General features: G+C 37.5%; 18 protein-coding genes. 12 read left to right on the forward strand and 6 right to left on the reverse strand.

Translation table 11 applies throughout. The features are described 5' to 3' along the window. Nucleotide 1: 1 nt before the first annotated feature. Together FHG08_RS07055 and FHG08_RS07060 are read left to right on the forward strand one after the other, a co-directional pair. Complete coding sequence (locus tag FHG08_RS07055) at nucleotides 2-463, forward strand: response regulator (RefSeq protein WP_010390893.1); 462 nt, start codon at nucleotides 2-4, stop codon at nucleotides 461-463. A 25-nt stretch (nucleotides 464-488) separates the two neighbouring features. After that, the gene (locus tag FHG08_RS07060) at nucleotides 489-2,450 is read left to right on the forward strand and encodes a response regulator (protein WP_178955165.1); all 1,962 of its coding nucleotides are present in this window, start codon (nucleotides 489-491) and stop codon (nucleotides 2,448-2,450) included. Nucleotides 2,451-2,462: 12 nt separating this feature from the next. Here the strand turns inward: FHG08_RS07060 and FHG08_RS07065 are convergent, their stop codons facing one another. The 3 genes from FHG08_RS07065 to FHG08_RS07075 are packed head-to-tail and all read right to left on the reverse strand — an operon-like array spanning nucleotide 2,463 to nucleotide 6,163. Next, nucleotides 2,463-3,473, reverse strand: a complete 1,011-nt coding sequence (locus tag FHG08_RS07065) for a LacI family DNA-binding transcriptional regulator (protein WP_178955167.1) — start codon at nucleotides 3,471-3,473, stop codon at nucleotides 2,463-2,465. An 11-nt stretch (nucleotides 3,474-3,484) separates the two neighbouring features. After that, nucleotides 3,485-4,813, reverse strand: coding sequence for a glycoside-pentoside-hexuronide (GPH):cation symporter (locus FHG08_RS07070; protein ID WP_178955170.1), 1,329 nt, complete (start codon nucleotides 4,811-4,813; stop codon nucleotides 3,485-3,487). Nucleotides 4,814-4,828: 15 nt separating this feature from the next. Next, nucleotides 4,829-6,163 carry a GH1 family beta-glucosidase gene (locus tag FHG08_RS07075; RefSeq protein WP_178955172.1) on the reverse strand — a complete coding sequence of 445 codons (1,335 nt, stop codon included), beginning with the start codon at nucleotides 6,161-6,163 and terminating at the stop codon, nucleotides 4,829-4,831. Nucleotides 6,164-6,415: 252 nt separating this feature from the next. On the opposite strand from FHG08_RS07075, the gene FHG08_RS07080 reads away from it, so the two are divergent. From FHG08_RS07080 to FHG08_RS07090, 3 genes are all read left to right on the forward strand, one after another. Further along, entirely contained in the window at nucleotides 6,416-7,681 is a 1,266-nt protein-coding gene (locus FHG08_RS07080) for a sugar MFS transporter (protein ID WP_010390899.1), read from the forward strand. A gap of 16 nt (nucleotides 7,682-7,697) precedes the next feature. Next, nucleotides 7,698-10,214: an exo 1,3/1,4-beta-D-glucan glucohydrolase gene (locus FHG08_RS07085; protein WP_178955174.1), complete on the forward strand. Its 2,517-nt coding sequence runs from the start codon at nucleotides 7,698-7,700 to the stop codon at nucleotides 10,212-10,214. Nucleotides 10,215-10,456: 242 nt separating this feature from the next. Then, nucleotides 10,457-11,083 (forward strand): fumarylacetoacetate hydrolase family protein, encoded by a 627-nt coding sequence (locus FHG08_RS07090; protein WP_178955175.1) that lies wholly within the window; start codon nucleotides 10,457-10,459, stop codon nucleotides 11,081-11,083. On the opposite strand, the gene FHG08_RS07095 is transcribed toward FHG08_RS07090, so the two are convergent. The 3 genes from FHG08_RS07095 to FHG08_RS07105 form a co-directional block, all read right to left on the reverse strand. After that, nucleotides 11,010-11,753, reverse strand: coding sequence for an ABC transporter substrate-binding protein (locus tag FHG08_RS07095; RefSeq protein ID WP_256729640.1), 744 nt, complete (start codon nucleotides 11,751-11,753; stop codon nucleotides 11,010-11,012). The two genes, FHG08_RS07090 and FHG08_RS07095, sit on opposite strands and share 74 nt — an antisense overlap. A 358-nt stretch (nucleotides 11,754-12,111) precedes the next feature. After that, on the reverse strand, nucleotides 12,112-13,164 hold the full coding sequence (locus tag FHG08_RS07100) for an aldo/keto reductase (protein WP_178955177.1): 1,053 nt from the start codon (nucleotides 13,162-13,164) through the stop codon (nucleotides 12,112-12,114). A 12-nt stretch (nucleotides 13,165-13,176) separates the two neighbouring features. Further along, nucleotides 13,177-13,608 (reverse strand): thioesterase family protein, encoded by a 432-nt coding sequence (locus FHG08_RS07105; protein WP_178955179.1) that lies wholly within the window; start codon nucleotides 13,606-13,608, stop codon nucleotides 13,177-13,179. Nucleotides 13,609-13,757: 149 nt separating this feature from the next. Between FHG08_RS07105 and FHG08_RS07110 the strand changes: the two genes are divergently transcribed. From FHG08_RS07110 to dinB, 7 genes are all read left to right on the forward strand, one after another. Further along, the gene (locus tag FHG08_RS07110; protein ID WP_178955181.1) at nucleotides 13,758-13,934 is read left to right on the forward strand and encodes a hypothetical protein; all 177 of its coding nucleotides are present in this window, start codon (nucleotides 13,758-13,760) and stop codon (nucleotides 13,932-13,934) included. A 198-nt stretch (nucleotides 13,935-14,132) separates the two neighbouring features. Next, complete coding sequence (locus tag FHG08_RS07115; protein WP_178955183.1) at nucleotides 14,133-15,356, forward strand: site-specific integrase; 1,224 nt, start codon at nucleotides 14,133-14,135, stop codon at nucleotides 15,354-15,356. Next, nucleotides 15,349-17,619 (forward strand): hypothetical protein, encoded by a 2,271-nt coding sequence (locus FHG08_RS07120; protein WP_178955185.1) that lies wholly within the window; start codon nucleotides 15,349-15,351, stop codon nucleotides 17,617-17,619. Before FHG08_RS07115 ends, FHG08_RS07120 begins: the two co-directional genes overlap by 8 nt. Nucleotides 17,620-17,628: 9 nt before the next feature. Continuing rightward, nucleotides 17,629-20,394 carry a hypothetical protein gene (locus FHG08_RS07125; RefSeq protein ID WP_178955186.1) on the forward strand — a complete coding sequence of 922 codons (2,766 nt, stop codon included), beginning with the start codon at nucleotides 17,629-17,631 and terminating at the stop codon, nucleotides 20,392-20,394. Beyond that, complete coding sequence (locus tag FHG08_RS07130) at nucleotides 20,395-20,946, forward strand: hypothetical protein (RefSeq protein WP_178955188.1); 552 nt, start codon at nucleotides 20,395-20,397, stop codon at nucleotides 20,944-20,946. Between the two features lie 68 nt (nucleotides 20,947-21,014). Continuing rightward, entirely contained in the window at nucleotides 21,015-21,530 is a 516-nt protein-coding gene (locus FHG08_RS07135) for a hypothetical protein (RefSeq protein WP_178955190.1), read from the forward strand. Nucleotides 21,531-21,942: 412 nt separating this feature from the next. Then, on the forward strand, nucleotides 21,943-23,001 hold the full coding sequence (gene dinB / locus FHG08_RS07140; protein ID WP_178955204.1) for a DNA polymerase IV: 1,059 nt from the start codon (nucleotides 21,943-21,945) through the stop codon (nucleotides 22,999-23,001). Nucleotides 23,002-23,403: the final 402 nt, after the last annotated feature.

The following is a 23,403-nucleotide window of genomic DNA, read 5'->3' on the forward strand; positions in this document are numbered from 1 at the left end:
TATGCCACTAACAAACGTAAAACCGATTACCATTTTGATGGCAGACGATGATGAAGATGATCGTTTATTAACCCAAGATGCGCTTGCTGAAAGTCGCGTTTTAAATGAATTACATTTTGTTGAAGACGGTGTTGAACTCTTGGAGTATTTAGAGCGCAAAGGCAAGTTTGTAGATAAAAGCATCTCGCCAAGACCAGGCTTAATTTTACTTGATTTAAACATGCCGAGAATGGATGGTCGTGAAGCGCTTGAAGCTATTAAGGCAAATCCAAACCTAAAAGGCATTCCAGTGGTAATTTTAACCACATCTAAGCAAGAAGAAGACATGGTTAAAGGTTATAACCTAGGCGCTGCGTCTTACATAACTAAGCCGGTTACGTTTGACGGGTTAGTTGAGTTGATGAAAACGCTGGGTAAATACTGGGTTGAGTTTGTAGAGCTACCAAGCACGTTTAACGATTAAGCATATTATTAAAACAGGAGACGCTATGTTAGCAAAGGCAACGAAACTGCTATTGGTTGAAGACGATGAAGATGATTACATTTTAACTCGTGACTATTTAGAGCAGCTCAGTTCCCATGTGTTTGACATAGACTGGATAAGCTCTCCTGAGCAGGCGGTGGAAGTGTTGAGTAAAAATCAACATGATATCTGCTTGCTTGATTATCGCTTAGGGGCATCTGATGGCTTGAGTGTTTTAAAACAAGCGCTTAAAAATGGTTTTTGTGGGCCTATTATTATGCTTACAGGGCAATCAAACGATGCCCTCGATTCAGCTGCGCTTGATGCCGGAGCGGTTGATTACTTAGTTAAAAACGAAATGAGTGGTAGCCGGTTTGCTCGCTCTATTCGCTACGCATTAGCGCGCCGTGATGTAGAAGATGAGCGAGTGGAACGCTTAAAAGCCGAGGCTGAAAACCGTTCAAAAGATCGCTTTTTAGCACATTTAAGCCACGAATTACGAACACCGCTATCTTCTATTTTAGGTTATACAGAGTTGTTGATGCTCAGTGACTTTAACAAGCAGGCTGAAAACGAGCTCGGTGTGATTTATCGTAATGGTAAGCATTTATTAAGCTTACTGAATGACGTTTTAGATTTATCTAAAATTGCTGTCGATAAACTCGAACTGAGTTTAGGGGAGGTTAACCTTGATAGCTTAATGGCCGACGTATTTACCTTAATGCGTGTATCGGCGCTCGATAAAGGCTTATCACTAAAATTTGAATCACTGGAGCCTTTACCATTAGTCATTCGTGTAGATGCGACTCGAGTTCGACAAATACTCATTAACCTGATCAATAACGCGATTAAATTTACCGAGCAAGGTGAAATTGTGGTTAATGCGTGGACTGACATGGTTGATGAGCGTGAAATGTTATTTTTTAGTATTAAAGACTCAGGCTTAGGTATTGCTCCTGAAAAACAAGCCCTTATCTTTAAGCCTTTTGAGCAAATAGCTGATGTAGAGTCGCGCTCAGTAGGTGGTGCAGGTTTGGGCTTGGCTATTTGTTCTGAACTACTTAGTCGTATGCAGGGGGATATTTCATTAGACTCCCATGTAGGTAAAGGATCAACGTTTACCATTTCCCTGTACCCTGGTGATATCAGGCAGGTAGAGCGTAATTTATTAAAGCTGGATTTAACCCCCAATATGCAGCAAAAAGTAGCGCCCTGCCAGGTGAGTGGTAAGGTGTTGGTGGTTGATGATTTACGCGATTTACGCGTGTTAGTTGGTCACTTAATCGGTTCAGCAGGCGCTGCGGTCGATTATGCTGATAATGGTAAGCAAGCACTTGAAAAAGTAAAAAAACAGCTAGCAGACGGGCACACTACCTACGATATTATATTTTTAGATATCCATATGCCGGTAATGGGCGGAAAAGAAGCTGCTATTGAGCTTAGAAAGCTAGGATTTAAAGGCGCAATCATAGCCTTAACTGCAGCAACTATGAAAGGCATTCATAACGAACTCAATGCGTTAGGGTTTGACGATATGATTGCCAAACCTGTAGATTCCCACTTGCTTTATCAATGCTTAGAGTTAAGGCTCGGGCAAAAAGAACAGCCTACTTCATCTATTCAGCCAATGCCTAAACCGAGTAGAGATAAGAAGTGCTTTTTATTAGTAGAAGATGATGCTGATGCCGCACAAATTACCCAGCTATTACTAGAAAGCTTGGATGTGGATACCGATATAGCAGCAAGTGTTAAAGACTGTAAGGCAGTACTAGAGCATAATAGTAATTACGATAAAGTATTACTTGATATGCATTTGCCAGATGGTACCGGTTTAGAGCTGGCTGGGTTTATTAAACAGCATTACCCTAATATTAAGCGCGTTATTATTAGTGGTATGGAGCCCGATGCTGTGCATATCAGGCAACTAGAAATAGAGCAGGTATTGTTAAAACCAATAAATTTATCATTACTCAATCAGCTTGTTTAACAGCCTATTAGCTTACCTAGATGTTAAAGGTTTAACCACAGATTGGCGTATAACTAACTCGGGCTCAAATAACGTTTGAATAGGGTGTACGCTTTTTTGATAAACATGACTAAGTACCCACTGCGCTGCCACTTTACCCATCTCATCGATAGGATAGTTTATAGTGCTCAACGGAGGGTAAACGTGACGGGTAAAAAACACGTTATCGTAGCCAATAATTGAAAGCTGCGAAGGTAGTTGTATACCATGCTCTCTGGCACTCACCATGGCACCAGTGGCCATTTCGTCATTGGCACACACCAAGGCGGTAAAGGCGGGGTTATTTTTATAAAGTGTAGCAAAGCCTTCATAGCCACTTTCTTCTACAAAGTCACCTTCAAATAAATTGTTTTCATCAAATTTAATGGCGAATTCAGCAAGCGCTTGTTTATGCCCATTTAAGCGTTCCTGAGCATCTTTTTTCCATAGTGGACCGCTAATATAGGCAATGTCTTTATGGCCCGATTCAATAATGTATTTAGTGGCTAAATAGCCACCTTTAGTATTATCAAGAATAATACAGCGGTCGGCGAGCTCTTCAATATAGCGGTTTAGCAAAACAAACGGGGTTTTGCCTTTACTGAGTTTTATTAAGTATTCATCACTAATAGCTTCAACATGCAAAATAAGTGCGTCGCAATTGCGGCTAATTAAAAATTCGATGCCTTGTTGCTCTCGCTCTGCGTCACTGTGGCCTGCGGTAATAATAACGTGTTTACCTTGGTTTCTTAGGGTGTTCTCTATACCGCTCATCATCGGCCCATAAAATGGACCCTTAAGCTCTGAAACTAACAAGCCCGCGCTATTAGAGCAATTAGAAGCCAGTGATTGCGCAATAGAGTTAGGGCGGTAGCCCAGCTCTTCCATGGCTAAGGTGACTTTTTTTCTGGTTGCATCACTTACGTTTGCATTGTTGTTCATTACTCTTGAAACAGTGGCAAGTGACACCCCTGCAAGCTTTGACACTTCATAAATGGTGGCCATACTATTCCTTGCTACAAATTGCTTTTCTGTGTTAAATCGGCAGTGATTTTTTTAATGGTTTTATTGTCTAGGCTGTATTTACTCATTATTAATGCCACAAGTACACTACCAATCGCGGGGTAAAGTGTGAATGAGGTTAAAATACCATTTTTAGTTGCCTCGCTTAATTCCACATTGGCTTGATATTGATAATAAGCAAGTAACCAACCGGCAATCGCTCCGCCTAATGCAAGCCCCAATTTGATAAAAAATACGATGCTTGCGTAAACTAAACCCGTGAGTCGACGGCCATTCTGCCAGACTCCGTAATCAATAGTATCAGCCATTTTTGCCCATAATAAAGGCGTTGCCATTTGAGTGAAAAAACACCATAAAAAATACACCAAAAACGCTAGTAAAACGTGTTCATTAGGGATAAAAAAAGCAAGGCAGCTCAATATGGCGGAAATATATTGTAGATAAACATAAGCCACTTTTTTATCAAAGCGTTTACTTAAAGGTTGTGCGCAGGCGCAGCCTAGAATATTACCAATCATACCTAAGGTTACAAATTCGGTGATTAAATCTTCTTTGCCAAGAACATATTTTACATAGTAAATAGCCAATGTCGTGCGCAACACCATACTGGTCAATAATACCAGAGCCGCCATACACAAGATTTTAAACGGCTGATTTTGCCATAAAACATGAAGTTGTGTTTTTAAAGATAATTTATGCGGTGGATTGCTCACTCGCTCTTTGGTGTAACGAAAACAAATTAGAAACAACACCACACCGAGGCAACTCATAACCAGCATAGTAAGTTGATAGCCCATTTCGTTATTACCATTACCAAACCATGTTACTAAAGGCAAAGTGCAGCTTGTAACCAATAAACCTCCGAGCATGCCAAACACAAACCGGTATGATTGAATGGAGACACGTTCGTTAGGGTTGCTACTTAATACGCCGCCAAGTGCCGAATAAGGAATGTTTATTGCGGTATAAACTAACATTAGCAGGGTGTAGGTAACGAAGGCGTAAATAATTTTGTTGGCGTCACCCATCTCAGGGGTAGTAAAAGTAATCACGCTTATAACGGCAAAAGGGATGGCAAGCCAAAGTAGGTAGGGTCGGTAGCTACCGTATTTAGTATGAGTGGCATCAGTGAGTGCGCCCATTATTGGATCAGTTACTGCATCAATAACTCTAACTACTAAAAAAAGGGTGCCCACAACAGCAGGCGAAATACCAAAAATATCAGTGTAGAAAAAAGTTAAAAACAGCATTACGGTTTGAAAAATAATATTACTGGCCGTGTCACCTAGGCCGTAAGCTATTTTTTCTTTTTTACTCAGCATAAAAGCCACTCGTTATTATTTTTGGCGCTGTTTAAGAAAATCACGATACGCAATTGCGCTTTGTTTTAAGGTACGTTGTTGAGTTTGGTAGTCAACATAGACTAGCCCAAAGCGTTTTTCATAACCATAGGCCCATTCAAAATTATCCATTAAACTCCATGCAAAGTAGCCTTGTACATTAACGCCTTGCTCAACTGCATTATGAACGGCATTAAGGTGGGTATGGTAATAATTGACACGTTGTATGTCATCTACTTTACCATTTATTAATATATCAGCCATCGCTGCGCCGTTCTCTGTTATATATACCTTAGGTAAAGTGTAACGATCATTTAGTGAAAGCAGTAATTCGCACAATCCCTGCGGGTATATTTCCCAGCCCATATCTGTGGTGGCAACATTCTCTAAAGAAACTTCGCTAAACCAATGATCAGGGGTATTTTTGTAATGAATACGAGTATAGTAATTAACCCCTAAAAAATCGATCTTTTGGCTAATAATTGCCATATCTCCATCACTAATCTGTGGCTTTGCATCATTTGCAAGCTCATTAATCACTTCAGGGTAACAGCCCTCTAGTACTGCCCGTATATACCATTGGTTATGATAGTCATCAGCTAATTTAGCAGCGCGTTCATCAGCAGTGGTAAGCGGATAGGATGGGCTAAAGTTAAGTACTATACCGGCTTCTATCGTGGGGCAATTCTTACGTATCACTTGCATTGCGAGTCCATGGGCAAGCAGTAAGTGGTGCGCTGCTTGGCGTCCTGCTTTTTGACTTTTTATGCCTGGTGCATGTACCCCTATTTCATAGCCTAGGTAGGCGCTACAAAAAGGCTCATTTAAGGTCGCATAAGAGTCAACTAAGCCCTCTAGTTGTTGAGTTACTATATGAGTGTAATGAGCAAATTGATACGCGGTATCGCGATTTAGCCAACCACCGTTGTCTTCTAAATGCTGTGGTAAATCCCAATGATATAAAGTGACATAAGTTTTAATGTTGCGCGCTTTTAAAGCTTGTAATAGCGATTTATAAAACGACATTCCTTGAATATTCAAGCTGCCATCTTGGTGTAAAACGCGTGGCCAAGAAATCGAAAGACGATAAGCGTCTACAGCTAAATCAGCAATCATTTGTACATCTTGTTGCCAATATTCAATGTGTTTACATGCTTGGTTGCCGTTACTGTTATCTGCAATGGTGTTTGGTTTGTTACAAAAAGTATCCCAAATACAGGGGAGGCGGGTATCGTAACTTCCCTCTATTTGAAAAGAGGCTGTAGCAACCCCAAAAATAAACGGCGGCTTTAAGAGGGCTGACGTGCCTGGTAAGGAGATTGTTTTAAACACAATGAGATACGTCCTTAAGCTTGCAAATAATAATGAGCTTTACAGTAGTTAGCTAAGCAATATAAATTGCATAATACAACAATGTAAGCGCTTACAATATTTTTGTAAATAAATTGATAAATTTTCTCTATATGCTATAAATGTAAGCGCTTACATTTGGTGTTGCAACTATTATCTGCATTTTAAGTTTTACTAAACGCAATAAAATAGAGGTAACAATCTGATAATTAAAAAATAATTAGAGATTATACTATGGCACATATCACACAGCCACTACCGGCAGCAGAAAACAGCCAAAAACCAGGGTCTACACACACCTTTGCGTTAACATCGCTTACGACCTTGTTTTTTATGTGGGGTTTTCTTACTTGCCTAAACGATATTTTAATTCCGTATTTAAAGGGAATGTTCTCCCTTAATTACACCCAAGCAATGTTGGTACAATTTTGTTTTTTTGGTGCCTACTTTGTTATGTCAATTCCTGCAGGGAAGCTGGTCAGTAAAATAGGTTACCAATTTGGTATTGTTGTTGGTTTGGTTGTTGCTGCGATAGGGTGTGCACTATTTTACCCCGCTGCAGAGGCACATGTTTACGAGCTATTTTTACTTGCTTTGTTTGTACTTGCTTCAGGGATCACTATTTTACAAGTCTCTGCCAACCCTTATGTAAGCGTATTAGGGCCTGCAAAAACAGCGTCTTCGCGCTTAACTATGACTCAAGCTTTTAACTCTTTAGGTACAACTGTTGCGCCATTGTTTGGTAGTTGGTTAATTTTGTCAGAAATTAGTCAAGCTACAGCAGAACAAGTTAAGTTTCCTTATTTAATGCTCAGTGCAAGTTTATTAACATTGGCGATTATTTTTGCTTTTTTAAAGTTACCTAAATTAGGTAAAGCGATTGACAGTGAAGCAGAAAACCAAGGTGACACTGAGTTTGTTGATTTAGGCAGTGTATGGAAATATCGTCACCTTATTTTAGGCGCGATTGGTATTTTTGTTTACGTAGGGGCTGAAGTGGCCATAGGTAGTTTTTTAGTTGGCTTTTTAACCCTTGATCATATTGCAGGCTTACCAGAGCAACAAGCAGCACATTACATTAGCTATTATTTTGCAGGTGCAATGATAGGGCGCTTTGCTGGCGCCGCGATTATGCAAAAATTAAACGCAGCCAAAGTATTAGCTTGTCACGGTATTTTAGCAGGCTTACTTGTGTTAATTGCTATGACGGGTCAAGGGTCACTGGCTATGTGGGCTATTTTATTAGTTGGATTATGTAACTCTATTATGTTTCCTACTATTTTTAGTTTAGCACTGCAGGGGCTTGGTAAATACACCTCGCAGGGTTCGGGTATTTTATGTTTAGCGATTGTTGGCGGTGCCATTATTCCGTTATTACAAGGTATGCTAGCTGATAACATAGGTGTGCAATTAGCTCTTATTCTGCCCATTGGTTGCTATTTATATATTACTTATTTCGCGCTGTTTGGTGCAAAAAAAACAACGTCAACTCCTCTTTGAGTTTTAGGTGAATGTTATGATTATTAAACGCACTTTTTCAATCACTGCGCTGATGCTAGCAGCAATAACCAGCAGCGGTTGTTCGCAACCCTCTAACAGTGCTAGTGATGCGACAAGCCCAAAAGAAATTTGGCCAACAATCGAAACGGGCATTAAAAGCGACGCTCAAATGGAGCAAAAAATCGCTGATATGCTAAAGAGTATGACGCTAGAGCAAAAAATAGCGCAAATGATCCAACCTGAAATCCGTAATATCACGGTTGAAGATATGCGTAAGTATGGTTTTGGTTCTTACTTAAATGGCGGTGGTTCGTTTCCAAACAATAATAAACATGCAACCCCTGAAGATTGGGTTGATTTAGCAGAAAAGATGTACCAAGCATCTATTGATGATTCTTTAGATGGCAGTACCATTCCTACAATGTGGGGCACTGATGCGGTGCATGGACACAACAATGTTATTGGCGCGACTTTATTTCCGCATAATATTGGTTTAGGTGCTGCAAACAACCCTGCACTTATTGAAAAAATAGCCGCTGCCACTGCGCGAGAAGTAATGGTTACCGGTATAGATTGGGTATTTGCACCTACTGTTGCGGTGGTTCGTGATGACCGCTGGGGCCGTACTTACGAAGGATACTCTGAGGACCCTGAAATAGTAAAAGCGTATTCCGCTTCTATTGTTAAAGGATTACAAGGTGCTGTCGATGGCGATTTTTTATCAGACACGCGAGTAGTGAGTACCGTTAAGCACTTTTTAGGTGATGGTGGTACTGTCAATGGCGACGATCAAGGTAATAATATCGCCTCTGAAGAAGAGTTATTTGCGCTTCATGCACAAGGTTATGTAGGTGGTTTGAGTGCAGGTGCGCAAACGGTTATGGCTTCGTTTAACAGCTGGCATGGTGATAAAATACACGGTAACAAATACTTATTAACCGATGTACTAAAAGAAAAAATGGGTTTTGATGGCTTTGTTGTTGGCGATTGGAATGGACATGGACAAGTTAAAGGCTGTTCAAATAGTAACTGTGCTCAAGCTGCTAATGCCGGCTTAGACGTGTACATGGCGCCTGATGAGTGGAAACTACTATTTAGCAACTTGGTTAACCAAGCTAATAGCGGTGAAATCCCACTAAGCAGAATTAACGATGCGGTAACGCGTATCCTACGCGTTAAAATGCGTGCAGGGTTATTTGATAAACCAAGCCCCGCGAAGCGTCCTCTTTCTGGAAAAACTGAAATTATTGGTAGTAGCGATCACCGTGCAGTGGCTAAACAAGCTGTACGCGAATCTCTAGTATTACTTAAAAATAAGCAGCAGTTACTGCCATTATCGCCTAAGACCAACGTATTAGTCGCAGGCATAGGGGCTGATAACATCGGCATGCAGTCGGGTGGTTGGAGCGTTACGTGGCAAGGAACAGGCAATACCAACATTGACTTCCCTGGCGGCAGCTCTATTTACGCAGGTATTAAAGATACTGTAGAGCAAGCTGGTGGCAGTGCAGCGCTGAGTGTTGAAGGGGAATATAAAGCACGCCCAGATGTAGCCATTGTGGTGTTTGGTGAGCAACCATATGCAGAGGGTAATGGTGATGTTGATAACGTTGAATATCAGCGCGGTAATAAAAGCGACTTAGCGTTACTGCGAAAGTTTAAAGATGCGGGGATCCCTGTTGTATCATTATTTATTAGCGGTCGCCCAATGTGGGTTAATGCTGAGCTAAATGTCAGTGATGCGTTTGTTGCTATTTGGCTTCCAGGCAGTGAAGGTGATGCAATTAGTGATGTATTGTTTAAAAATGCAGACGGTTCAATTAACCACGACTTTAAAGGAAAGTTATCGTTTTCATGGCCTGATAACCCAGTCGATAATGAAAACCGCAACGATGAGGGTTACAGCCCATTACTCCCTTATGGTTTTGGCTTAACCTACGGTGATAGCAACGTACTTAAAGATGACTTGGTAGAGCAAACTCAACAGACTGAACAATTGGACGACTTAGTGTTGTTTGAACGTGCTATAAAAGCACCATGGTCGTTGGTATTAAAAAGTGGCGAGCAACAAAAAACGGTGGCGAGCAGCCGCGAGTCATTAGGTGCTGTGAGCATCCAAACATTTGACAAAGAAGTGCAAGAAGATGCACGCGCCATTCGTTTTAATGGTCAAGCGTTGGCTGAGGTTAATTTAGCCGCGGCATTCCCATCTGACTTACGTTCATACGTTGAAAACAATGGCCAACTGCAAATGCAAATTAAAGTAGATAAAGGGGCAACAAGCCCGCTGTGGATTGCTATGGGTTGTGGTGAGAGTTGTCAGGGTAAGTTTGATATTACTGATAACCTTGAGCAATCAGGTCAATGGCAAACATTAAACATCAACTTAAGTTGTTTTGCAGAGCAGGGTGTTGATTTAGCACAAGTGTTCTCCCCTTGGCAGTTAAGCACGCAAGGTGATTGGCATGTATCTATTGCTAAGCTGGCTATTACAGCAAATGCTGCCGAGCAAAGTAGTGTTACTTGTAAGTAGTCAATAACCTATTAACAAACATCAATAAGCAGGTACTAAATGTACCTGCTTATTGCTTTAAAACCGCGTATACAAAAACCTACCAAATTAGTCCCTTCTTACTTTTATTCCATTCTATGTGATTGATTATATTAAGCTCAATAGTTATCATAAAAACATAATAAAACTGCATTCGCTTTTGCATTAATAATTTGAGAGTATGCCAAAATATTAAAAGCGTTATGTAATTAACAGGTGAGAGAATGAATCAAATAAAGCTGGCTTCGCAGAGCATACAGCCTTCAAAAATAGTCTGTGTGGGGCGCAATTACAGTGCGCATATTGCTGAATTAAACAACGAACACCCTGAGCAAATGGTAATTTTTAATAAGCCTAATAGCGCGATCACTAATACCTTACTCTCTTCCCATAACGGTGATACGTTGCATTATGAAACTGAATTATGCTTTGTGATAAAAAATAAGCAGCTTGCAGGCGTAGGGATTGGACTTGATTTGACTAAGCGAGCTTTGCAAAGCAGTTTAAAAGAAAAGGGCTTGCCGTGGGAACGTGCTAAAGCATTCGATGGCTCAGCATTATTTAGTGATTTTATTGAGTTAACGCCAGAAATGACATCGTTTATATTTGAATTACATATTGATGGTAAAGTCATTCAGCACGGAGAAACCCAGCTAATGTTGCACCAACCTGCGCAAATTCTGGCAGAGGTAAATGAGTTTATGGGTTTAGAAGAGGGCGACATTATTATGACCGGCACGCCTGCTGGCGTAGGGATGGTAAGCGCCGGGCGAGAGTTTAAAGTTGCTCTTTATTCTGACTCTGGTCAGCAGTGTTTATTGGAGCATCATTGGTCTGTGAGTCAAAGTTAAGCACATATTGATTATAGGCTTTATTAAAGTCACTAAAGTGTTCATTTAACCAGTATTGTTGATTATTTTTGTATTGCTCTGAGGTTAAAATATTGTTTTTTAGTACGTGATTAATCTTTTTAATTGCCATAGATGCAAAATTATTTGGGGCATTAGTCGCACAACCAACGGCTATTGGAACTAATTTATTTTTATTTTGGGCAATCGGTAGGTTTACAATATTTGATTGATTGCCTTTGCTAAAGTGGCTAGTGATAAATGGGTAATCAAGCGAGTAATCTAAAGAGCCGTGTTTTAAGCGCTCCATTACAACACCACTTTCATTATCACTACTCCAGCTCATAGAAACATTAGAGTGAGTTAATGAATTTTCAATAATATTGTTTATCTGCACAGAAAAACGACGCGCATCAGCTTGACCGTAAGTGAAGTTTTTATCAGCAAGTAAACTCACTAAGTTGATAGGATTACCATGCTTAGAGGTTAATTGAGGTGCTTTTGCCGCGGTAGTTATGATGTTATGTGGGGGATAAACCGCTGTAGGTAATGAATATAAAAACTGTTTATTTGCACTGCGTTTGTAAATAGCGCATGGAAAACAAACGTTCCTACCCTCATCTATATATTTATTAATCCGCTTTTGCGGTAAAACTAAGCGGGTATGTTTCACCCCTTTTATGCTATGCATTAGCTGTTGTGTTAAATCATCGCATAAGCCAAGCTGTTTTGTTTCTTTGCTTAAATGAAACGGGGGGGGTCTTACTTTGTAACCATAAAATTTCTTCTATTGGCTTTGCTGTTTTACTATGACTGCAAGTAGCAAAAGTTACCAAAATGCCAAGACATAAAAAACGAAGTGATTGCATTACAAATAGATCCGCCTAGAAAATTTGTTGCGTATTATACTGGTAGCGGCTAAAAAATAAACATAAAGAACAGCAAAGAATCAATATTATCGAATTGTACTTTTTCCTTGCTGTTCTTTTAACCTGTCAGGCTGCAGATCTTGTTCGGTGATTAAATCGCCCCTAGTATGGCATTGGGTTATTTCTAAATATGCTATCAATTGCTGATAACGCATCATCATTGAGAGTTAGCTCAAACGCATCAATGTCTTCTTTTAGCTGCGTCATAGTAGTGGCACCAATAATAGATGAGGTAACGCCATCCACTTGATTACACCACGCTAGCGCCAATTGTGCTGGTGTAATGTTGTGTTCATGTGCAAGTTCAACATACTCTTTGGTCGCCTTTTGTGATTGTGGCGTATCACGAAAAATACCGTTACGCTGCATAAATGTCCAGCGAGAGCCTTCAGGGCGCGCTCCATTGAGGTACTTACCCGTTAATAGCCCAGCAGCCAGAGGTGACCAAGGTAGATAAGCAATATCTTCATGCACACATTGCTCTATTAAATAAGGCCAATCTTTCGCATGCGCTAAACTAAACTCATTTTGAATAGACACCATTTTTGGTAAGTTGTGCTCTTTGGCTAAATTTAAAAATTGGCTAATTCCCCACGGGGTGTCGTCAGAAAGTCCACAGTGTTTAATTTTACCCGCTTTAACACACACATCTAAGCCCTCTAAAATATCAAGCATGTCAGCGGTGTGTTGTTTTGCATCGACATCAGTAAATTTAAGCATGCCAGGCCATTGCCTTGCAAAATGAGGAGTGCGGCGATTTGGCCAATGTAATTGGTATAAGTCAATATAGTCGGTTTGTAGGCGTTTTAGAGACTGATCAACTGCATCAATAACAGCTTGGCGAGTAATATCACCACCATCACGGATCCATGAAAGCCCATTACCGGCAATTTTAGTTGCAATAACAATGTCTTTTCGTTTCTGTGAATTACGTGCAACCCAATTCCCTATAATTTCCTCAGTTTTACCATAAGTATCGGGGGAGGGAGGAACTGCATACATTTCTGCCGTATCAATAAAGTTAACACCACGGTCAAGAGCATAGGCTATCTGTTGGTCGGCATCATGCTGGTTGTTTTGTACTCCCCAAGTCATACTACCTAAACAGACCCTAGAAATACTAATATCACTACTGCCTAATTGACTATATTGCATTACTAATCCTAATTATTTGTTTTCTGAGTTTGCTTTTAAAGCCGATAACAAAGGTTCTGTGATCGTGGCTTTTTGCCCTGTTTTAAAGTCAAACATCACCACTTTTGACATGCCAGTGGTGGTTATCGCATTTTGCGCATGGCTAAATACACTGTAATTCATTACAAAGCGGTCAGGTTTAATATCACTGATAGTAATACCTACGCTTAATGTGTCAGGAAACGTTACAGGGCGTTTGTAGCGAATATTATTTTCACTGATCACAGGGCCAGTGGCTTTAGCATTGATAGTATCAAATAAATTTAATTTATTTAAAAAATCGATTCTGGCTATTTCAAAATAACGAAGATAAACACAGTTATTAACATGCTGTAGGGCATCCATATCGCCCCACGCTACAGTAATGTCGGTATGAATAGGGTGTTGTTGTTTAAACGTTTCCATGTATTTATAGCTCTTGGTTTTAAAGTATTTAGATTAGCAACATGGTCGGATGAGCTCAAGGGAATTATAGTTGGCAAAAATTCTAGGGCTAAAATTGTACCTCCTTGAATTCATGACTATAGTAACTATTAACACACAAGGAGATAACGATGCAGAATATAATTAATTGGTTATTGGCATGCACTGTTTTTATAGCTTCGTTCACTTGTTACGCTATGGGTAATGAGGCAGGAGCGATTATTTTGATTTTACTAGGCTTTTCTTTAGAAGTACTATTTTGGATGTATTGCTTTAATAAGCCCAAGAAAAATAGTCGCTCTTTTTAAATAACAGCAAGCTTGCTAATTAGTAGAGATTCCACAATAATAACTGTATAGATAAACAGTTGTTATTGTGTGATGAAAAAGTTTATTCATATAGACATGGACTGCTTTTAAACTTGAGGGTGTTATCTGTGGGGTTTATTTGTAAGTGAACCTGTTTCTGCTAACTTTAGATAAAGAGTTATCTAAGTAAGTTAATTGATGCGCAGATACAGTGATAAAAAAATAAATAAACACTACATTTATCTAGATAGTGACAGGGTCCCTATACTCCTTCCTTGCCTATTTGCTCGCTATACAGAAGTTGTAGGTAAAAAAATAGACTTGATAAAGAGGAAAAATAGGAACTCAGATCTAATCGAAAATGTGTTTGAAGAAGTGTTTATTGGTGCAGATGCAAGTTATAAAATTTGTAATCATCTTGGGCGGTTTTTAGAGTGGGTTGATAAGTTCGAGGGTGAAGGAAATATTACTCTTAGTATACATACAGCTTTGCCCCAAGAATTAATAAATGACTATATTAATGAGTATCTTATAACAGAATGTCGGAGTAGCGAAGCTGTTGCAAATCAGGCCGTAAACTCTCTAAAAGCTTATTACAATTGGCTACAGTATTTTTTGGACAATAAATATAAAAATATTGGCATCAAATCTTCCCATATCTCCATCGCGAGAAGTAACTCTAAACCTAGTTTAAGTGTGAAGTATTTGTTACCTCAAACAAGGGAGCTGATTTATCAAAGTGCTAACTCTTTACTTGAAGAAATCATTTTGAGAAATGGAGGTGAGTTAGGGTGTCGTTCTAAAGAGAATCAAGGGTTTCTTCTTAAAGACTTTAATGAAAGCACTCAGAAACACAAGGGATTGCTATCTCTTTTCAAGGAGCTGAAGAAGCAGCCGCACAAAGAAGAGTTCAAATATTACCTCTCATCACTCTATACAAAATATAGCCGCTCTAGGTTCCTGTATATACCTAGATACTTATTAGAAAAAATGGAACAGTATTTTCGTTTAGAACGACCTCTTACAGATTCAAACCATTTATTCGTTTCAAATTCTACTAATCTGACTAGTGGAAGATGTATTTCAACAAAGTTTGGTACCGATACTTTTGCTAAGACTCGCAATAAAGTGATTAATGAAATACAAAATAATCCAGACATTTATAGATCTTATCAAGATATTGAGTTCACGAATGTTTATCATCATCTTCGGCACTCCTTTGGAACTGATATATTTTATAACTTGTGTGAGGGAGCTAATAAACATTATGAATCAATTACTACAACATCGGCTATTTATTTAACCACTGCAAACAGGCTAGGGCATAAAGTTGATGGCCAATTTTCTAATTCAGTAACAAAATCATATATTCATAGCTGCGGTCTAAAAGAGCAGCTTTTAAAGGAGTGTAGCTTTGGATGATATGAAAAAAGTACCGAGTCATAACTCTAGCTATTATGAATCAATAGTAAGAAGGAATTTTAACTCAAATGAACCTGCAAGCTTCAGATATCCGCTCTCAGCTACTTCGATTGTTGTGCCTGCGTTAAAAGCTTATCCAGAGAGAGTTATTACTTTTAATGTAAAAGGTGAGACATATAAGCGATTAATTTTTAAGGCGATTATCGCTTCTTATAATTATTCATTTTTAGATGAATTTGCCCCACCTTCAGCAAAGTATCGCTTCACTAGTTCAGCTCACCTTTTTGTAGAGTGGTTAAACAATACAAACATAAAAAACCCCTATACTGTTTTAAAGGAGTACGAGTCTTATCGTTTTGATACCTTAAATAATCATGGAGGCGAAAGCGCTCTTCGAAAGCTAAGAACAGTTTTATTTTATGCTTTAGAAAGGTCAAGTGAACTGAGCTCATCTATCGAGCCTGAGCAATTACAATATCTTTTCGAAATTTATAAAACCAAAGTAAGTCCAAATTTTAATAAGAAGCAAATTTCGCTAGCTGGTTATTTTGGTGAATTAGACTGGCTTAGAAATGATGATATTGGAATTGGCAATCAACTATATCAGGTCCTTGCATCGCCAAAAATAACCATTCGTTCACTAAGAGCTACAGCGTCATCAATAATAATAGAACTCTATGAATGTAAGCTGGCTCTAAAAAGGTTTTTAGAAGTATCTGATTTCTCTTTGTTCGATTTTAATATGCTAGGCCCAAATAAGAATGTTAAATACTATAAAAAATCTTTTACGGGGCGGGCGATATTTTGCTTACTGTATAAATATCATTGTCTGAAAAAAAAAGAACCTAAACTCCGAAATGCCTTAGTACTTGTGTTATTAGCTAATACAAGTAATAAAAAGAGTTTTATAAAAGTCTTATCTGCTCTAGAAAGTGAAATAGAACTAAATCGAATTTTTATTTCAACTAAAGGGCCAAATAAAGGTCAGTTAAGTAAAACCTTTCTTTCTGAGAGCTTCTCTGTGGCTGGATCAAATAGTCCATTATTTGGGCTTAATGAATTAAAGCTACTTTGTTCTGGTACCCAGAAATTACCAATATCAGAAATTGAAAATTTATTGTTTTCATGGTTAATGGCAAGCTTGGCGGTCCAACCATCAGATATAGGTAAGTTAAGTAAAAACTCTTTCCGTTACCTTAAAATTGGAGGCCGAGTAACCCACATTGAGTGTGAGTACTTTAAGGGAAGAGCAAATTCTATACATACAACACATTCCATATCTACAAAATTGGTAACAGGGAAGGCTATATATAGCTTTATAAATCAATGCGATGCTGGGAGTCTTGTTAAGCTGAGTTCAAACATACCAGGAGTATTTGACGGCTTTTACTCTTTATCCGGTGTTTTGTTCGAGCTTTTAAGTCTTGATTTCATTAGAGATGTAATACAGAAAACACATTTACATAGTGGAAAAATTCCTCCTGTTATTTCTGAAGTATTAATAAAGTTAATTAAAAATGGTGTTCACTCAAAAAGTAATCATCTAGTTATAACTAAAAAACCTATATCAGAACGAGAGGTGTTAGCTAGAGAGTCTGGTACGTTATGCCATAGCGCTCTTTTTGGGCTTCAAGCTATAAAAAACTCAGCTGTTCATGCTTTTAGTGATCCATATACATTATATTATTTGACTAATAGAAATTCTCACACCAACAGAACCGAAAAAATGCATTATTTAAATGCAGATAATGAAGAATGGATAAATGATTCTGGTCGAATTACACGTAATGTGATGATTGATTTAATAAATAATGTTTTTAATTTAGCTGAAGAACTTGATGAAAATGAAGTATCTAGATTCAATGATGAGTTTTATGAAGTTACTGAACACATATCTCGAAAAAGTCATGAAATGATTATGAGATTAAAGGTAGTGACAAATCAGCAAAAAGGAAGAATTAATGAAGTTGGTGTTTTATCCCCTGACAATAAACAAGAAACTGAAAGGTTTGATCATATTTATGTAGTTGATAGCCCCTTAACTGTTTTTAGAATGAAAAATTACCTATATGAATTTGAATCGAATTATAAAAAATTACTGAGTGTAAACCCCAGCTATTTGTATAAGACAGTAGTACCTACTGTGGAGTGGATCAGCTATGTTTTAAGTATTTTGACAAAGCATTCAGTACTCGAGGGAAGTAATATGTTTAAAAAAATGAGGTTAAATAATGTTTCAATCAGTGTGTTTCACTCAATATAGGGGGGGATAATGCAGCCAAGTTTTAGTACATTGGAGTTAAAAAGCTTTTGGGAAACCCAAAATGAAAAGCTAATAGCTCACCCCGATTTTTTGAAATCTGAAGGAGACCTTTTTGATTCAATTCTTGTTTTCAGGAATGCCAAAGGCATAAGGCGATTGGATTTTTCAATACTTCATAAAGACCATACAAAGCTTGAGGAATCAGCTAAATTAACCTTAAAAGGTCAGTTCTACTCACTTACATCTGAAGAGTATGCAAAATTATTCTTTTTACATGGCTTATCTACTAATTCATCCCAAGGAGCTTTTGCAATATATCAAATGGTGATACACCTTTTTACTTTCTTAAACTTCAATGGATGTAAGAGTTTATCAGCCAGCAATATAGAAGATTTCCATACAAGCTTCTTGACCCAATCAGTGGGTGATAAAGGTTTTTTTAATCGCTTATCAGCGCCTTCCTATAAAGGGACATATAATAATGCGAATATTATAAATATAAGAAAGAAACTGCAGTTAACAGGAATAACAGGACTGTTAAGTCATGATCTAACCCCTAAAGCATTTAGAGACTCTCTAGATGATGCTTGTAAATCACTTCTAAGTATTAGTTTTAACCAATACAAGCTGGGAGGAAGTTACAACTTTATGGGCTTGGAAATGGGGCAATATTATATTGACTATATGAGGCAAGTTTATGAAGAAGATTATTTTTATACATTAATTTGCCATGAAGTCATAGACACAATTGCAACCAAGTTCAAATTTAAAAATGCAGGGCATGGAACTCGAAGTTACTGGAATCGAGTGGTACTAGAGACAATTCAAGGTACATTTATACCTAATGTTCATGAAAAAGAAAGCCTTTGGCGCACTAGAGAGAAGGTGCATATAGCAACAGCAGAAGAACTCTTTAAACAATATAACTTACATATAGAAAGAGTTTTATCTTTAAGTGACAGTTGCATCAGTGCGTTGGTAAAGTCACTAGGGCTTGAAATACGATTTGATGCTGTAGAAATAATTCGCATTTTAATGCTTCAAAAGCTTTATCCTTTCCAATCCCATAAATCCCCTGCTCAAGTATGGGAGGGGTATCTTCAATCATTAGATAAGACATTTATAGATAGCAAGCGCTTATCAAATTTATTGGTTGAAGATGTTTATCAAAAGATGGCTGAAATAGTCATTGCTCGTAAGCTCAATATAAGTGCATTTAAAAAGTCATTAAGGTCTTGGGCCAGAGAGTTAATGGGTGGATCTCTTGGGAAAAATATAACTGATCTAACTGTCGAAATGGACCGCGTAACTCATGCAATGACTACATTAGTTGTTTCATGGCTAGGTTACAGAGCAAGTGAATTTGGCTTCCCTTTAACAGCAATACATGTTGAACCTAATAACGATATACTGGATAACTCTCATGTTCCCTTTAGGTTTAAGTTAAGATGGGTTGTCCCTAAAACTCATGACAAGTTAAAAGTCGAAAGAGAAATTACATCTCAATGTTATCAGATAGCAGCTCAGCTTAACCATTTATTTAAACCATCTGCCAGTGAACCCTGCTTGTATAGGTTTACAGGCGGAAACCAAAGTTTGAATACTCCAAATGAATCAGAACATATTATTGAGCATAGAGTCAAAGCGAATTGGGATGACTTTGTTCAAAGATACAAGCCATTCAAAGAGGTTACGCTCTTAGAAAAGTTATTAAGCAAACAATACCTGTCGAAAAAACAGTCAAAAGAATTAGAAGTGTTAATAAGTAAATATGATATTACAGGCTCAAAGGCGCAGAAATTATTAGAAACATATCGAGAAGTTAATAGAGATCTAACAAAGCTACAATGTAGTTCATTTGCCGGAAATAAACCCCAGAAAAGATTTAAAGAGTCGTTAATTGAGTTTAATAAAACTGGAAAAATATCAAACTTTGAACACAGTTTGGTAGTTGAAAAGTACCTTTCTGAAGAAACTAAAGAGTGGTTAAGAGCAGATCGTATTACTTTAGACCAAAAGGCAATGATGGATATCTCAAATGAATTAAAGCAAGATGTTAGATACCCAACAGCACATTCCTTTCGTCATATTTGGGCTGAAGCGGTTTTAACTCGTTATCAAGGGGACGTAGCTGCTGTTATTAGACATCAGTTCTGTCACTTAGATGAATCCTTTTTTATGGCTTACCTTCGTAACAAAGAACCTCAATTGTTGATGAAATCAGCTCGAATTAAAGTGCTTAATTCTATTGTAGATACATTATTAATTGATTCGGAAAAGAACGGTAAAAGCTATTTAGGTGGCTTTTCAAGGTATGTAAGTAAAGCCAAAAGCTTAACAAAGGCAGTCTCACCTAGCGAGATTCTAGAGCTTAGGGAGCGTATAGCTGGGCGGATTATTTCTATTCAGCCATCACATTTCTCGACATGTATTCCCAGAGAGGGAGCTGAGAGTCGAGCAAAGTGTGCAGAATTTGGAGATATGGCACCTCATAATGCAAAACCTGAATTTTGCTTAAACTGTTCAAATGCGGTCATTACAAGTGAAAATTTAAGAGGAATTTGGTTAACGATACAGCCTTTTGTTAAAGAAGCTTTAGATGAAAATATTCCGGGGTTTATGATAGAGCATCATATCCCCTTATTACGTTCTGGTTATAAAAGAATAAAACAACTCGAGAATTCCAATAACCAAAACAACGTATTGAAAATTTTAAATATGATAGAAAAGGCAATCTCTAATATTGAACAAAATGTTTATAAAATGGAGGTTTAGATGTCGAATGAATTAGATGAGCTGATGACTGATGAATTTCTTTCCGGCTTAGATAGCCCAAGTAATAATAATGAAGGATTGTTAGATAAGCCATCGTGGGTAAAAGGTGGTACTGTACATACAACATTTAAAGCTTGGAGAGCGATTTTAGATCTCCAAGCGATAAAAGAAAAAAGTATCAAAAATTATGGAAAAGTAGCTGACAGAAAAACACCGAAGTCGTTATATCAAATAAAAAAATCGGATGTAGCTGAGATAGTTGCCATAAAGTCACAAAGCTTATTTCGTACTTCGAGTTTTAGTGATGATATTAGAGATTTTTTTGATGATGTTAATTCGGAATTGCTAGAACTTTTTGAAATAGAACAAAACAAGCAAAGATTACGAAGAAAAAGAACGGGTGTCCGAAGTAAGTGTAAACCTGATTTAGTTGATGATGTTCAGGTTTTAAGAGAAAAGGTTGAAGAGCTAGAACGTCAAACTGTTAAGGACACGTTAGACCTTATGCTACAAAGAATGCCATTAGATTTAAGAAGAAAAATGGGGATGTAGTATATTAAGCCGCCGAACGATGAAAAGTGTATTATATTTGTCTTTAGTTATAGTATTAGAGTGTATCTATGGAAAAAGTAGAGCTGTATAAACAAAGCTTATCGAGATTTATTTTTAGTGAACTTATTGTATTTCTTTCTCAAGTAGCCATTTTCTTCGTGGTTGCTGTCCTCACCTCTGACTTTCTAGGCAGTGAAGAAAAATTATTAGCCTTTTCAAAGCAGAAAATTAATGATGGTTCTTTTGGAGAGCTAGGGTTAACTTTTTTAGCTATTATTTTCGTAACAGGTATTTTTACTACTATCGGTAAGGTTTTTGATAATAAACAAGTTGGAGAGTTTATTGATGAAATTTTATATGAAATGCCAAAAACAATTTATGTATTTGGTTCAGCTGCTACAGGGGTTATGTTAGCAGCATCTTTATATATTCAGATGAACCCTGATGCTAATTCGGAAACTGGAGCTATAAGTTTTGCTGTATTAACATTCCTTTTCGCCATGATGATTTTTCTTTACGGATGTGCATTTAGTTATGCATTAAAGCGAAAGACTCATATAAAAAGAAAAGATCAATCTCAATAGCGTTACACACTAATTGGCACCTGATAAAGCTAAATATTTACAAAATTAGAAATAATACTTTAGTAATTCCAGATAGGATATGGCATTATTTCACTGTTTTTATATACAGTGTGTTGTCTTGAGCTACTATGAGAAGAATTATTCATGTTGATATGTTATCTGATGTTTAATTTCTTGACGTTAGTGAGCGAGCGGAAAGAGCTGTAGTTACGCTGTTTGCTTTGGCATTTAACTGAATCACACCCTTGTCAATCCTGACAAGTTTAGTGTCATGCAAAAATTCAATTATTATAGAGTGCAGAATAGCGATAAATCGTACCCACATTATAAAATCTTGACAAACTTTTAATGTAAAATGGACTAGATACTAGAGTAAATATAATGGGTTTACTTAAAAGAAATTTTAAATAACATGCAGAAGTTGATCCATATAGACATGGATGCATTCTTTGTATCTGTTGAAATTAGAGATAGGCCAGAGTTGGCAAATCTTCCTGTTGCTGTGGGGGGAAACTCTAAAAGGCGAGGTGTACTTTCGACTTGTAATTATATAGCAAGAGAATTTGGTGTTCGTTCAGCAATGCCAACGAGTGTGGCACTGATAAAGTGTCCAAATTTGGTGCTTGTACCATCTCGAATGGATGTATATAAAGAGGTGAGTACTCATATTCGGGAAATATTTTCACGTTATACCAATATTATTGAACCTCTTTCATTAGATGAAGCTTATCTTGATGTCACAGATTGCAAATTATTTAAAGGTTCAGCCACTTTAATAGCCCAAGATATTAGAGAAACAATCTACAGAGAAACGGGCCTAACCGCTTCTGCTGGAATTTCTTCTCTGAAGTTTCTTGCTAAAGTTGCTTCAGACTATAATAAACCAAATGGTCAATTTGTTATTACACCTTCAGAAGTTTGTAGCTTTATTGCCGAATTACCTTTAAATAAGATTTCAGGTGTAGGTAAGGTTACTTTTGAAAAACTAAAGTCATTAGGGTTGGAATATGGTCGAGACATTCAAGCTGTCGATCAGGCAATTATTAATAATAACTTTGGTAAATTCGGACTGGTGCTTTATCAACGGTGCCAAGGTATAGATAATAGAAATGTTGAAACAACACGAGTTAGAAAGTCGGTAGGTGTTGAGAGAACATTTCCTGAAGATATTGATGATTTAGATACTCTTCGTAGTATCTTAACCGATAAGCTGATACCTGAATTAAAAAAACGGTCTGAAAAGTATTTACATGAGCGAAAAATAAGTAAATTAGGAGTGAAAGTTAAATTCAATGATTTTCACCAAACGACTAAAGACTTTGCCTATTCTAACTTTGATGAAGGGATATTTTTAGATTTGCTGACAGAAGCAGTGAATCGTGGTGATGGTAAAAAGGTTAGACTTTTAGGGGTTCATATTGGTCTTAATAACATCGAAGTTAAAAATCAGCAATTTGAACTATCATGGTAGAAAATGGAAACCTTGCCTTATTATTTAAAAAGCGTTACAGAAATAATCATAAATAAAAAGCCTGTTAGTTATTGGCGTAAATGAAGTTTTATAAATATAAATTACTTTCCGTTTTGAAAAATATATAGGTAGTTTTATATATAGTATAGTTTTCAAATTATAAATTGAATACCTTTAGAAAAACAATCAAATTAGAAGTGGTTTTTAATGAAAGATATGACAAAGTCGCTTGGTGATAAAAAGTCTTAACTTGGCCAGTCAAGTTCGTCCAGTAGAACTCACAGCACTTAGCTGTTATTCGGCTTAGAGCGAGAACCAGTCAGTCAAAAATTGTGTTGTATGAAGAGGAAATTTGACCGCTATGTAATTCATTGTAAGCAATAAAATGATCTCAGTTATTAG

The organism is Pseudoalteromonas sp. Scap03 (assembly GCF_013393115.1).
In the GTDB taxonomy this organism is placed as follows: Bacteria; Pseudomonadota; Gammaproteobacteria; order Enterobacterales; family Alteromonadaceae; genus Pseudoalteromonas.